This is a genomic window from Dactylosporangium sp. NPDC005572, from assembly GCF_040605515.1.
In the GTDB taxonomy this organism is placed as follows: Bacteria; Actinomycetota; Actinomycetes; order Mycobacteriales; family Micromonosporaceae; genus Dactylosporangium.
In genome coordinates, this window is record NZ_JBEXCY010000013.1 from 1 (window position 1) to 12,968 (window position 12,968).

General features: G+C 70.0%; 13 protein-coding genes and 1 pseudogene. 12 read left to right on the plus strand and 2 right to left on the minus strand.

The window, feature by feature from the left end; translation table 11 throughout:
* The 7 genes and pseudogenes from ABZS66_RS09650 to ABZS66_RS09680 form a co-directional block, all read left to right on the plus strand.
* A pseudogene (locus ABZS66_RS09650) lies at positions 1-549 on the plus strand (hypothetical protein); the annotation flags it as partial.
* Positions 546-1,709, plus strand: coding sequence for a thiolase family protein (locus tag ABZS66_RS09655; protein WP_354756664.1), 1,164 nt, complete (start codon positions 546-548; stop codon positions 1,707-1,709). The pseudogene ABZS66_RS09650 and the gene ABZS66_RS09655, both read left to right, overlap by 4 nt.
* On the plus strand, positions 1,706-2,176 hold the full coding sequence (locus tag ABZS66_RS09660; RefSeq protein WP_354756665.1) for a zinc ribbon domain-containing protein: 471 nt from the start codon (positions 1,706-1,708) through the stop codon (positions 2,174-2,176). The genes ABZS66_RS09655 and ABZS66_RS09660 overlap by 4 nt, the downstream gene beginning before the upstream one ends.
* Positions 2,177-2,261: 85 nt before the next feature.
* Positions 2,262-3,377: a TRAP transporter substrate-binding protein DctP gene (dctP, locus tag ABZS66_RS09665; protein ID WP_354756666.1), complete on the plus strand. Its 1,116-nt coding sequence runs from the start codon at positions 2,262-2,264 to the stop codon at positions 3,375-3,377.
* On the plus strand, positions 3,367-3,960 hold the full coding sequence (locus ABZS66_RS09670; RefSeq protein WP_354756667.1) for a TRAP transporter small permease: 594 nt from the start codon (positions 3,367-3,369) through the stop codon (positions 3,958-3,960). The genes dctP and ABZS66_RS09670 overlap by 11 nt, the downstream gene beginning before the upstream one ends.
* Entirely contained in the window at positions 3,957-5,330 is a 1,374-nt protein-coding gene (locus ABZS66_RS09675; protein ID WP_354756668.1) for a TRAP transporter large permease, read from the plus strand. The genes ABZS66_RS09670 and ABZS66_RS09675 overlap by 4 nt, the downstream gene beginning before the upstream one ends.
* Before the next feature lie 23 nt (positions 5,331-5,353).
* A complete protein-coding gene (locus ABZS66_RS09680; RefSeq protein ID WP_354756669.1) occupies positions 5,354-6,364 on the plus strand; it encodes a phosphotransferase family protein in 1,011 nt (336 codons plus the stop codon).
* Here ABZS66_RS09680 and ABZS66_RS09685 read toward each other — a convergent pair.
* Both ABZS66_RS09685 and ABZS66_RS09690 read right to left on the minus strand, forming a co-directional pair.
* Positions 6,334-7,011: a TetR/AcrR family transcriptional regulator gene (locus ABZS66_RS09685; protein WP_354756670.1), complete on the minus strand. Its 678-nt coding sequence runs from the start codon at positions 7,009-7,011 to the stop codon at positions 6,334-6,336. The two genes, ABZS66_RS09680 and ABZS66_RS09685, sit on opposite strands and share 31 nt — an antisense overlap.
* Positions 7,012-7,021: 10 nt before the next feature.
* Positions 7,022-8,299 (minus strand): acyl-CoA dehydrogenase family protein, encoded by a 1,278-nt coding sequence (locus ABZS66_RS09690; protein ID WP_354756671.1) that lies wholly within the window; start codon positions 8,297-8,299, stop codon positions 7,022-7,024.
* 78 nt (positions 8,300-8,377) lie between these two features.
* On the opposite strand from ABZS66_RS09690, the gene ABZS66_RS09695 reads away from it, so the two are divergent.
* From ABZS66_RS09695 to ABZS66_RS09715, 5 genes are all read left to right on the plus strand, one after another.
* Entirely contained in the window at positions 8,378-8,845 is a 468-nt protein-coding gene (locus ABZS66_RS09695) for a VOC family protein (protein WP_354756672.1), read from the plus strand.
* 51 nt (positions 8,846-8,896) lie between these two features.
* Positions 8,897-10,069 carry an MFS transporter gene (locus ABZS66_RS09700; RefSeq protein WP_354756673.1) on the plus strand — a complete coding sequence of 391 codons (1,173 nt, stop codon included), beginning with the start codon at positions 8,897-8,899 and terminating at the stop codon, positions 10,067-10,069.
* An 86-nt stretch (positions 10,070-10,155) separates the two neighbouring features.
* Positions 10,156-11,133 (plus strand): VOC family protein, encoded by a 978-nt coding sequence (locus tag ABZS66_RS09705; RefSeq protein WP_354756674.1) that lies wholly within the window; start codon positions 10,156-10,158, stop codon positions 11,131-11,133.
* A complete protein-coding gene (locus ABZS66_RS09710) occupies positions 11,133-12,455 on the plus strand; it encodes an aromatic ring-hydroxylating dioxygenase subunit alpha (protein WP_354756675.1) in 1,323 nt (440 codons plus the stop codon). Before ABZS66_RS09705 ends, ABZS66_RS09710 begins: the two co-directional genes overlap by 1 nt.
* Before the next feature lies 1 nt (position 12,456).
* On the plus strand, positions 12,457-12,966 hold the full coding sequence (locus ABZS66_RS09715) for an aromatic-ring-hydroxylating dioxygenase subunit beta (RefSeq protein WP_354756676.1): 510 nt from the start codon (positions 12,457-12,459) through the stop codon (positions 12,964-12,966).
* The last annotated feature ends 2 nt before the right edge of the window (positions 12,967-12,968 follow it).

The following is a 12,968-nucleotide window of genomic DNA, read 5'->3' on the forward strand; positions in this document are numbered from 1 at the left end:
GCGCCCCCCGCGGACGCGGACACCCGGGTCGCGCCGTTGCGACCGGCCGAGCTCGGTGCCACCGCCGACGCGGCCGCCGCCGTCGTCCTGGGTCTGCACGGCGACGGGCCACGGGTGGCCGGGGTGGGCCACGGCACAGACCGGGCCAGGATCGGCGACCGGGATCTCGTCGAGCTGCCGGCCGTCCGGGACGCCGTCGCCGCCGCACTGCGGGCCGCGCACCGTGACGTCTCCGACGTCGGGCTGGCCGAGCTTGCCGGCCCGACGCTCTTCGACGAGATCCTCATCCTGGAGGCGGCCGGACTTGCCGGGCCGGGCGAGGGCTTCGGCGTCTATGCCGACAACGTGTGGGTGAACCCGTCCGGCGGGGCGGCCGCCGGCGACTGTTTCCCGTGCAGCGGCCTGCTGCGGTTCGTCGCCGCCGTCCGGCAGCTGCGCGGTGACGGCGGCGACCGCCAACTCGCCACGCCACCGGCGGTCGGCCTCGCCGTCGCCGGCTCGACCGTGGCCCAACAGACCGCCACCGCGGTCGTCCTGGAGCGGACATGAACGATCCCATCGGCATCATCGGTGTCGGCCAGACGCCCTACCGCAAGCGAAACCCGGACCGGTCCGCGGGGGAACTGGTCCGCATCGCGGTCACCGAGGCCCTCGCCGACGCGCGTATCGAGCTCGCGGACATCGACTTCGTCGTCGGGGGAGTGGCCCCGGACGCGCTCAGCGGGATCGCCGACATCGACAAGGCCTCGATCAGCCTGCCCGGCAAGCCGTACCTACACGTCAACACCGGTGGCGCCACCGGGTCGTCGGCCCTGCTGGCGGCCCGGACGCTGATCGACGCGGGCCGCGCCGACGTCGTCCTCGTGGTCGCCCTGGAACGGATGGGCCAGGCGACCACCGCGCAGAGCATCTTCAACACGATCTTCGACCCGATCTACGAGAAGGACTTCGTCCTCACCACGATCACGATGGCCGCGCTGCGGGCCACGATGCTCATGAGCCGCCACGGGTTCACCGGGGAGCACTGGGCCGGCATCGCCTCCCGCAACTTCACCCAGGCGACCCACAACCCGCTCGTGGTCGGCGCGAGGCCACGGACGGTCCAGGACGTACTGGACTCTCCGGTGCTGGCCTGGCCCATCCACCTGTACGAGGCCTGTCCCATCTCCGAGGGGGCCTGCGCGGTCGTCCTGGCCCGCGGCGACCTGGCCCGGTCCCGGGAAACGGCGTGGATCCTCGGGACGGGCGCCTACAGCGACACCTACGCGATGGGCGACCGGATGCACCGGCCGGAGGGGAGCCTGATCGAGATGGTGCCGCTGCGGCGGGCCGCGGAGAAGGCCTACCGCGAGGCCGGCATCACCGAACCGCTGCGCCAGGTCGACGTGCTCGAGCTGCAGGCACCCTTCGCGATCATCGAGGCGATGGCGTACCCGGCCCTGGGCCTGTGCGACCTCGACGACAGCCGCGGGTTCGTGGAGCGCGCCATCGCCCTGGACATCCCGTTGACCGTCAACCCTTCCGGCGGCGCCCAGGCCGCCAACCCGGTGTCGGCGACGGCGCTGGTGCGCATCGCCGAGGCCGCCCTCCAGGTCCGCCACCGCGCCGGAGACCGGCAGGTTCCCGGCGCCCGGACGGCCCTGGCCACCGGGCAGGGCGGCGCGACCCAGTTCTCCACCGTCTGCCTGCTCGGAAGCGAGGCGCCTTGACCACCGATGACCTGCTCGTCCTGCCCGGCAACTGGAACTTCGACTACCAGTACTTCGCCGGCGAGACCGCGAGCCGCTTCTTCGCCGAACTGCGCGACCGCCGCCGCATCATGGGGCGGCGCTGCCCGTCCTGCCGGCGCCTGCTCATCCCGGCACGGTCCTACTGCGATGTCTGCTACGTCGAGACCGGGGAATGGGAGGAGGTCGGCCTGTCGGGGACGCTCGAAGCCTTCGCCATCATCCTGGCCCACTTCCCGGGCCTGCCGGAGCCGCCGCTCGCGATCGGCTTCGTCACGCTCGACGGCGCCGACTCGGCGATCCTCAACTTCGTCCGCGGTGTCGACCTGACCGACGCCGACGCGGCGGGTGCGCGGCTGCTGCGCGAGACGCGCGTCGATGTCGTGTTCTCCGCCGAACCAGCAGGCCGGATCACTGATTTCCATTTTGTTATCAGCTCGTCAACGTAGGTGTTGACAAGAAATCGGCGGCTCCCTAGCGTCGTACCGAGCATGACCGTCGTCACATCGGTGCCGTCAATCGGCGAGGAGAGCCATGGGCATCAGATATTCCTGGAGCGGCGCGGCAAGGATCGCCGGCATCGCCCTCATCAGCACCGCCGCACTGGCCGGCTGCGGCGGTGGATCCGGCGCGGGGGACGGTTCGGTGACCATCAAGCTGGCCATCCCGACCGGACCTGACGCGCCCATCGGGCAGGCCGCGAAGTTCTGGGCGGAGACCCTGGAGAAGGAGAGTGGCGGGCGGGTGCGGGTCGACATCTTCGACTCCGGCTCGCTCGTCCCCGGCACCGAGACGCTGAAGGCGACCCGGGACGGCCGGGTCGGGCTGGGCATCGTGCCCAACGCGTACCACCCCGAGGAACTCGCGGCGCTGAGCGTCGTCGCGACGCCGTACGTGACCCAGAAGACCGTCGTCGACATCGCCGCCCTCAACGAACTGGCCGTGAGCAACAAGACGCTCAAGGCCGAGTTCGAGGAGCTCGGCGTCAAGCCGCTCTTCTTCGTGGGCAACGGCGGAGCCGCGGCCGTCACCAAGGCTCCGATCACCTCGCTCGCGGACTTCAAGGGCAAGCGCTTCCGGGCGCTGGCGACGACCGACACGATGGTCAAGCCGCTGGGCGCGACCGGTTCGTTCGTCGAGTTCGCCGACGTCTACGAGAGCATCCAGCGGGGCGTCATCGACGGCGCCTTCCCGATGGACATGGGCAGCGCGGCGAGCGCCAGCCTCAACGAGGTCGCGCCGTACCTCACGGTCACCGGCCAGGGCACCTACACCGTCTCGGTCGGGATCGTCGCGCAGCGCACGTACGACAGCTACCCGGCCGCCGTCAAGGACGCCATCGAGCGGACCAACCAGGCGTACAACGCATGGGTCCCCACCGCATTCGCCGAGTACGAGGCCAAGGTGTGCGACAAGCTCCGCGCCGCCGGCGCACACGTCAGCGTCCTTCCCGGCGACCAGTCCAAGGAATGGCAGGACAAGACCGAGGCCAAGCTCAACGAGCTGCTCCTGGCGGCGGCGGCGAAGGGCCGTATCGCCGCCGACGACTTCAAGGCGCTCCAGGACGACTACCGGAAGCTCGCATTGAAGTACGAGAGCACCACGAAGTACGAGGACGGGCTGACCGCCTGTGCGACACGTGCGAACTGACACCGAACGGCTGGGTGCGGACCCGCACGGGTCCGCACCCACGGAGGTCCCCGACCCGGCGAGCACCCCGGGCGGCACGGTGCTCGACCGGCTGGAGACCGTCACGGAAACGGTCGCCCGGTTCGCCGCGTACCTCGGCGGCGTCGGGATCGCCTGTCTCGTACTGGCCACGGTGACCGACGTGGCCCGGCGCGCCGCCGGGATGACGAGCATCAACGGACTCGTCGACCTGACCGAGGTGGCCCTGGTGTTCGTCGTGTACTTCGGCTTCGCGCAGGCCGAGGTGGACAAGACGCACATCCGCACGAGCTTCCTGACCGAGCGCCTTCCCGACCGGGTGCGCCGGGTCGTGCTCGCCGCGGTCTGGGCGCTCGCGTTCGCCTTCCTGCTCTGGGCGGTCGTACGGACCGGCCAGTCCGCGGCGGACTCGTTCCACGCCGGCGAGTCGCGGGCCTCGCAGTCGGGCGTGCCCGTCTGGCCGGCGCGGGTGATGGTGTCGCTGGGACTCCTGGGTCTGGCGCTGCAGAGCTTGATGAACGTGATCGCGGCCGTCCGCGGTCGCCGGTCCGGAGGAGACCGATGAGCGCCGGAGTCATCGTGATCTGCGCCGTGGCGGTGCTGCTGCTGCTCATCGTGGTCGAGGTACCGGTGGGCCTCGCGCTCGCCGTCAGCGGCATCTTCGGGTCGGTCCTGCTGGAGGGCTGGCCCGTAGCGTCCGACGTGCTCAGCACCACGCCGTACTACGCAAGCGCGCGGTATGCGCTCTTTGTCATTCCCATGTTCGTGCTGCTGGGCGCGCTGGTGGCCAACGCCGGCATCGGGGCGCAGATCTTCACCGCGGTCAACAAGGTCGTCGGACGGGTCCCGGGTGGTCTGCCGGCCACCACCGTCCTGGCCACCGCGGCCTTCAGCGGCATCTCCGGGTCGAGTGCCGCCGACGTCGCGGCGTTCGGCCGCATCTCGGTCCAGGAGATGACGCGCAAGGGCTACTCGCCCAACTACGCGGCGGCGGTGGTGGCCGCGGCCGGTGCCTTCGCCGCGCTGATTCCACCGAGCATTGTGCTGGTCGTCTTCGCCATCACCGCCGACATCTCGGTCGGTTCGATGATCCTCGCCGGTGTGCTTCCCGGGCTCTTCTCCGCCGCCGTCCTCGCCGGTTACGTCGTGGCAAGGACGATCTGGAGCAGGCGCGGCAGTCCCGCGGAAGCGCACGACTCGCCGGTCGACCTCACCCGGGACGCCCCCGAGGACGCCGAGTTCGCCCGGTACCAGCAGTCCCGCCGCGGGTCCCTCATCGGCGCGCTCTACGCGGTGCTGCTGTTCGCCATCGTGATCGGTGGCATCCAGACGGGGCTCTTCACCTCCACCGAAGCCGGTGCCGTCGGTGCCTTCGCCGCGCTCCTGCTGACCCTGGTGGTCAAGCGTCCCAAGCATCTCACCCGGTGGGCCGTCGTCGCGCGGTCGCTCAAGGAGACCTCGTCGATCACCAGCATGGTCTTCCTGTTGCTGGTCGGTGCCGCGATCTTCAACTACTTCCTGATCTCCGCCCGGGTGCCCAGCGACGTGGCCGCGTGGGTCGCCGGGCTCGACCTGCCCGCCCACATCGTCCTGCTGCTGATCCTGCTGCTCCTGCTGCCGCTGGGCACCGTCCTCGACGGGCTGTCCATGGTCCTGGTGGTCACACCGATCGTCGTTCCCATCGTCAACGAGCTCGGCTTCGACCCGATCTGGTACGGCATCCTGCTCATCAAGATGACCGAGATCGCGCTCATCACCCCACCGGTCGGCATCAACGTCTTCGTCATCGCGGGAATCATGAAGGCCACCAAGGTGGAGCAGATCTTCCGTTCGGTGTTCCCGTTCGTGCTGCTCGACCTCGCCGTCACCGCCGTGCTGTTCGCCTTCCCGTCCATCATCACCTGGCTGCCGAGCATCGCGACCCCAGCCGGCTGACCTCACCGTCCAGAGTGGATCCTGTGACCAGTCCGAACCGTGACCCCGCCACCGTCGCCCGCGCCCTGTCCGGTCTCGCACCGGATCTGGCCGGCCCCGGCGCCACGCTGGTTCGCGTACGCCCCGCCGGCGGGAACGCGGGCTTCTCGTATCTGTTGGACGTCGGCACGGACGAGGGGGTGCGCACCCTCTTCCTCCGGCTCGCACCCCCGGGCGTACGGCGTGCGGGGACTGCCGACCTGGGGCGGCAGAGCACCGCGCTGCGAGCGCTCGACCCGACCGAGGTGCCCCATCCCGCGGTCCTGGCCCAGGGCGAGCACCCCCTCGTCGGCGACTATCTGGTCACGTCGATGGTGACGGGTCGGGCGCGAGGGGAACGCGGCTCCCTGGCCGGTGTGGACCGCGACGTCCGGGACCGCATGGCCGGCGAGGCGATGACCGCGCTGGCCGGCATCCACGCAGTGCCGCCCCGCGCGGTCGAGGGATACCTGGGCCCGTTCGCGGGGGCCGAGCAGCAGGTGCGCCGCTGGGACCGGTTCTTCCTCAAGGGCGAGTACGTCGAGGAGCTCGGCCCGGACTTCCAGCGCGCCCGCACCCTGCTGCTCGCGTCGGCGCCGGCCGAGCCGAGGCTCTCGCTCTGTCACGGCGACTTCCAGTTCGGAAACCTCATGTTCACCGATGACGGCGCGCTGACCGCCGTCATCGACTGGGAGCTCTGCGAGGTGGCGCCGGCCCTGAGCGATCTCGGCTGGGTCATGGCCTTCCACGACCGGCGGGCCTGGGGCGGGCTGGCCCGTGAGTCCGCGTCCTACTTCGACGCCGAGCAGCTGCGTGCCCTCTACCGGAAGGCGGGCGGCGACAGCACCGGCGTGGAGTGGTACCAGGCACTGGCGCACTACAAGTACGCGGTGATCGCGTCGCTCAACCTGAGCCTGCACCGGCGCGGCAAGCGCCAGGACCCCGAGTGGGAGCGGCGCGGGCCGGGCGCGCTCACCAACATGCGCTACGCGGTGGAGCTGCTGGAGTCCTGCTGACCGCGGGCGAGGAACCCGGTGAGCAGCATGTCGGCCATCTGGTTGCCGAGCTCCTTGCTGGTCGAACCGCGCCCCGGCGTGAACCAGCGGTGCGACCAGTTCACCGCGCCGATGATCACGTTCATCGCCAGGTGGGGGTGGGAGATGGCGAGGCTGCCGTCCCGGCCGCCGTCGTGGAGGATACGCATCAGAGCTTCCTCGAACCGGCGCCCCAGCTCGACCATCGTGCGTGCCCACACCTCGTCGATCGAGCTCGAGTGGATCCGGTTCATGTCCTCCTGGATGTAGACGAACATGTACGGGAAGTGGGCCTCGTACTTCTCCATGGTCGTCGTGATCAACGTGCGGAGCCGGCTCTCCGCGTCACCCTCCTGGGCGGCGACCGTCTCGGCCGCGACGACGACCTCGGTGACCGCCCGCTGGGTGACGAGCTGGAACAGCTCGTTCTTGCTCGCGACGTAGTAGTAGAGCGACGCACGGTCGGTGCCGAGTCGCTCCGCGACGTCGCGCAGGCTGGACGCTTCGAAGCCCTTGTCCCGGAAGACCTGCGCACCCGCGGCGATGATCTCGTTGCGGCGCTGTGCGTATCCCTCACCGTGGTCTCGCAGCGCGGCCGTCCGCCGCCGCCCGATCCCGCTCTTTGCCATGGCGATGATGCTAGCGTGCGACGCTGTCGTGGTACTGCCGCGTGGCCCGTTCCCGGGCGAAGGGCCGGAAGTAGTCCGGGAAGTCCTCGGGGCCGGGCGTGACGTCGCGCAGCAGCTGCTTGGCCAGATTGATCCGGTGCACGTCGGTCGGGCCGTCGGAGAGCCCCACGCGGTACGACTGCATGATCCAGTCCGCGAACGGCATGTCCGTCGACAGGCCGAGCGAACCGTGCACCTGCAGCGCCGCCGAGGCGACGTCGTGCAGTACCCGCGGCATGGTGGCCTTCACCGCGGCGATGTTGCGGCGGATCTCGCGGGAGTCCCGGCCCGCGTCGATCAGCCAGGCGGTCTCCAGCACCAGCAGCCGGAACATGCGCAACTGGGTCCAGGTGTCGGCGATCATCGCCTGGACGAGCTGCTTGTCGGCGAGGCGTTCGCCCTTCGTCGTGCGCGAGACGGCGCGCTCGCACATCATCTCGAACGCCCGCCGGGCCTGCGCTACGGTACGCATCGCATGGTGCATGCGGCCGCCGCCGAGCCGTGCCTGGGCGACCGCGAAGCCGGCGCCGCGCTCGCCCAGCAGGCTGCCGGCCGGAACGCGGACCCGGTCGAACCGCACATGCGAGTGGGCCGGCTCGGGCTCGCCGTGGAAGCCGCTGTCGCGCAGGATCGTGAGTCCGGGCGTGCCGGCGGGAACGATCACCAGCGATGTGCGCCGGTGCGGGGCCGCCTCCGGGTCGGTCACGGCGGCGACGATGAAGAACGCCGCGTACTTGGCGCTGGTGGAGAACCACTTCTCGCCGTCGACGATCCAGCCCTCGTCGTCGGGCGTCGCGGTGGTGCGCAGCGCGGTCGGGTCGGAGCCGCCATGCGGCTCGGTCATCGCAAAGCACGAGACGATGCGGTTGTCCAGCAGGGGCTCGAGGTACCGCGACTGCTGCTCGGGCGTCCCGAACCTGGCCAGGATCTCACTGTTGCCGGTGTCGGGCGCCTGCGACCCGAAGACCGTCGGGCCGAACCGGGAGCGGCCCATCAGCTCCGCGAGCAGGGCCAGCCTGACCTGCCCGTAGCCCTTGCCGCCGTGCTCCGGGTCCAGGTGGCAGGCCCACAGGCCGCGGGCCTTGACCTGCGACTGCAGGGGCCGGACCAGTTCGTCGAAACGGGGCTGGGCCAGGTCGTGCGGGTTCTTGAGGAGATGGTCCAGTGGCTCGACCCGCTCCAGCATGAACCGGTCGACCCAGTCGAGCTCGTCGCGGAACTCGGGATCGGTCTCGAACTCCCACGCCATGTCCCACTCCTCGCTCGGTCCGGCTGGCGTCAACGTTAGCGTTGACAACGATCGCAGGCCAACCATAGCGTGGCGGCCATGAACGTCAACCACGTCGGCGTCACCGTCGGGAACCTGGATCAGGCCATCGAGTTCTACACGCGGGTGTTCGAGCTCGAACTGCTCGTCGGGGCCGAGACGGCGTCCAGGCAGACCCCCGGGGCCGACCGGCGCGCCGAGGTCTTCGGCGCCCGATGGGGCAGGATGCGGCTCGCGCACCTGGCCGACGCCAACGGCACCGGAGTCGAGCTCTTCGAGTTCATCGAGCCCGCCATGGTCGTCCCCGAGGAGCATTTCGACTACTGGCGGATGGGCCTGTCGCACCTGGCCTTCACCGTCGAGGACCTCGAAGGGACCCTGGCCGCCTTCGAGGCCGCCGGAGGGACGGTCCGTACCGGCATCCACACCGTGCGCCCGGGCTGCCGTATCTGCTACTGCCGTGACCCGTGGGGCAACGCCATCGAACTGAGCACGGGAACGTACCCCGAGACGCACCCCAAGAGCTGACCGGCCGCGGCCATGGGCTGGAGGCTGCCGCGCGGGGCCGCGTTTGCGACCGTGTCGCTGGCGACCGTGACGATCTCGGTCGTGGTCGGGGTGCCGGCCCCCTTGAACCCGCTCTACCAGGAGCGGTACGGCATCGCGCCCGCCGTGTTCACCGGCGCCTTCGCGATCTACGTGGTCTGCGCCGCAGCCTCGATGCTGATCTGCGGCCGGCTCTCCGACCGGCTCGGGCGGCGCACCGTCGGTGTCGCGGCCCTCGGGTTCTCGCTGGCCTCGTGCCTGGCGTTCCTCTTCGTGCGCGACTCCGCCACGTTCGTCCTCGCCCGGGCGCTGGCCGGTTTCGGCGTCGGGCTGGGCATGTCGGCCCTCGGCGCCTTCGTCGTCGACCTGGCGCCCCCGGGACTGCGCTGGATGGCCGCACTCGTGACCAGCGCCGCGGCCCCGGTGGGCACCGCGGCGGGAGCTGTCGGGTCCGGTGCGCTGGTCCAGTACGCGCCGCGCCCCACCACGCTCGGCTTCGTCGTGGCGGCCGGCCTCGTGGCATGCTGCGTCCTCGGCGTGTGGGTCTCGCCCGAGACGGTCCGCCCCGGCGCGGTGCGCCCTTCGCTGGTCCCGACGGTTGCGGTGCCGCGTCGGCTCATGGCGGTGTTCGCCGGCGGCTGCCTCTGCTTCGTCGCCTGCTGGTCGCTGGGCGGGTTCTACCAGTCGCTGGGTGCCACGGTCGCCCGGGACGCCCTGGGGATGCGGGGGGAGCTCGTCGGTGGCGCGGTCGCCGCGGCCGTCATCGGGACGTCCGTGGTCGGCGGGCTCTGCTCGTCCGTGCTGTCGACGCGGCGGGCGCTGGTGATCGGGGTCGGCTGCTTCCTGCTCGGGGTGGCCGGCATCGCGGTCACGCTGAGGACCGGTTCCGTGACCGCCTTCCTCGTGGCGAGCATGCTCGCCGGCATCGGGTTCGGCGCCGGCTTCAACGCGTGCCTGCGCGCCCTCCTCGACGCCGCCGCGCCGGGCGAGACCGCGGGGCTGCTGTCGGCGGTGTATCTCATCGGGTTCCTCGGTTCGGCCCTGCCGAACTCCGTCGCGGGCTTCGGCGTCGAGCGCTTCGGGCTCTCCGGCGTGGTCAACACGTACTGCGTCGGGACAGGCCTGCTCGTGCTCGCCGCGGGTCTCGTGGTGTGGCCCCGGGTCGTGCCGCTCGGAGGAGGGACCCGACTGCGTTCCGATCCGTGAAACGTCCCGGTTCCCAGCCTGCCGTGCGGTGTTTAGGCTGCTCAAAGCCTATAAGCGGTTCCCATGCTGACTTTCGGGAGGGCAAGATGGCCATCGTCCAGCAGTTCGGCTACCTGTCGATCGGCGTTCACAACCTGCGCGAGGGCGTCGAGTTCTACTCGCGGTTCGCGCGGCTCGACCTGACCGAGAGGATCGGCGGTACCGCCTTCATGACCGGCGGGCTCGAGCACCACTGGATCCGTCTCGAGGAGGGCAGCCAGCAGGGGGTCAAGCGCATCGGATACGAGCTCGTGAGCGACGAGGCGTTCGACGTGGTGCGCGCGGGCCTTCAGCAGTGGGGCATCGAATACGAGGAGGGCGGCAGCCCTCAGCAGGACCGCGTCCAGCGCTGGCTGCGGTTCACCGATCCGGGCGGTACCGCCATCGAGCTCTATCGGGGCATGTACGAGCGGGGCGTCGCACCCGTCAACAACGGTGTCAACATCGAGACGTTCCTGCACGGTGGCTGGGAGACCGCGAACTTCGAGCAGACCACCAAGTTCTACCAGGAGGTGCTCGGCTTCCGGGCCTCCGACTGGATCGGCGACAAGGTCGGCTTCTTCCGCGCCGCCGACAAGTTCCACCACTCCGCGGTCGTCCTGCGCAGCACCCGGTCGGCGTTCAACCACTTCTGCATCCAGGTCGAGTCGATCGACGACGTGATGCGCTTCCGCAACAACGCCCTGCGCCACGGTGTGAAGCTGCGCGACGACCTGCTCCGGCACGCGCCCTCAGGCTCGATCGGCGTGTACCTCAAGGACGAGGCGCGCGGCTTCGCGGTCGAGTACTGCGTCGGTCACCCCAAGATCGAGGACGAGAACCACCGGCCCCGGATCCTGCCGATGTCACCGGAGACGGCGGACATCTGGCGGTCCCCGCTTCCCGAGGTCGTCCTCCCGGACCTGGGCCTGCAGGAGGTGGAGAGCCTCAGCGCGATGCCCGAGGTCGGCTCCGCCGGCGACACGCTGTCGGTCACCGCCCGGACCGTCGTCAACGACGTGCGCGAGACGGTGGGTGCCCGCTGATGTCCGAAGGCGCAGACCCCCGCTACGTGATCGACGACCGCGAGCGCGGTCTCTTCCGGGTCAACCGCGAGGTCTTCGTCTCCGACGAGGTCCTCGACCTGGAGCGCAGGCACCTGTTCGACCGGGCCTGGCTCTACGTCGGTCACGAGTCCGAGGTGCCCAGGCCCAACGACTTCCACACCCGGCAGGTGGGTGGCCGGACGATCATCTTCACCCGGGACCGCCAGGGCACCGTCCGGGTGCTGCTGAACACCTGCCGCCACCGCGGTGCCGAGGTGTGCCGTGAGCGCACCGGCAACCGCAAGATCTTCACCTGCTTCTACCACGGTTGGGCGTACAACAACTCCGGCGCGCTGGTCAGCGTTCCGGACAGCGACTCCTACTCGTCCGACTTCGACCGCGGCAAGCTCGGGCTGGCCCAGCCGCGGGTGGAGAGCTACCGCGGCTTCGTGTTCACCACGTTCAGCCAGGAGACACAGCCGCTGCTGGACTACCTCGCCGACGCGACGCACATTCTCGACCAGGTCGCGGACATCTCCGACCAGGGCATGCGGATCGTGGTCGGCACGCACCGCTATTCGATGCGGGCGAACTGGAAGCTGCTGATGGAGAACAGCGTCGACGGCTACCACGGCCTCACGGTCCACCAGACCTACTTCGAGATGATGATGAATCTCGGCACCACGCCACCCGGCCTCGACGGCAACCGTGGCATCGGCCGGGGCGTGGAGCTGGGCAACGGCCACGCGGTCGCGGTCATGCCCGAGCTGGGCTCCCCGATCATGTCGGAAGAGGTGCTGCTCGAGCGCCGGCAGCGGCGGGCCGAGCTGGTCGCGAAGTTCGGCGAGGAGCACACGATCCGCATCGCGAACATGACGCGCAACATGCTGCTGTTCCCCAACTCGGCGGTCATCGACCTCAACTGGGGTATCCAGGTGCGCACCATGTACCCGATCGCCCCCGGCCACACCGAGATCGTCGGCTGGCAGCTCATGCCCGTCGGGATCAGCGAGCAGATGGAGCGCTACCGGATCGACAACGCGCTGAGCTTCTGGGGCCCCGCCGGCCTGGCGACGCCGGACGACGTCGAGGGTCTGGAGCAGTGCCAGCGCGGCTTCGCCTCGACCAACGAGGTCGCGTGGTCCGACATCTCCCGCGGCATGAAGAAGGAGAAGCCGACCATCGTCGACGAGCTGCAGATGCGCGCGTTCTGGCGGGAGTGGAACAAGCAGATCACCGGTACGGCCTACACGTTCGAGAACGCGCCGCTGGACACCAGCTACATCGCGTCCGACACGGCGGCCCGGGCAGGAGGTGCCTGACATGACGATGGTGGACGAGCCGCTGGGCACCCGCGTGGTGACCCGCGCCGAGATCGAGGACTTCCTGTACAACGAGGCGGCGCTGCTGGACGAGTGGCGGCTGGAGGAGTGGCTGGACCTCTTCACGCTCGACTGTGTCTACGAGATCCCGTCGTCCGACACCCGCGGCCTGGACGGCGGGCTGGTCTACTCCCTCATCCACGACCGCCGCCCGCTCCTCGAACAGCGGGTGCTGCGGCTGAAGAAGCCGACCGCGCACGCGGAGTACCCCCACTCGCGGACCCGCCGGCTGGTCACCAACGTGCGGCTGCTGTCGCACGACGGCGACGGCATCCGGGCGACCGCCAACTTCGCGGTCTTCCGTTCCCGGGCCGGCAAGGACGTCATGTACGTCGGCTGCTACGAGTACCTGTTCGTGCTCGACGGTGACGCGCTGAGGATCAAGCATCGCACCGCGGTCATCGAGCACGAGTCACTCGACCCCCACGGAAAGATCAGCATCATCATCTGACC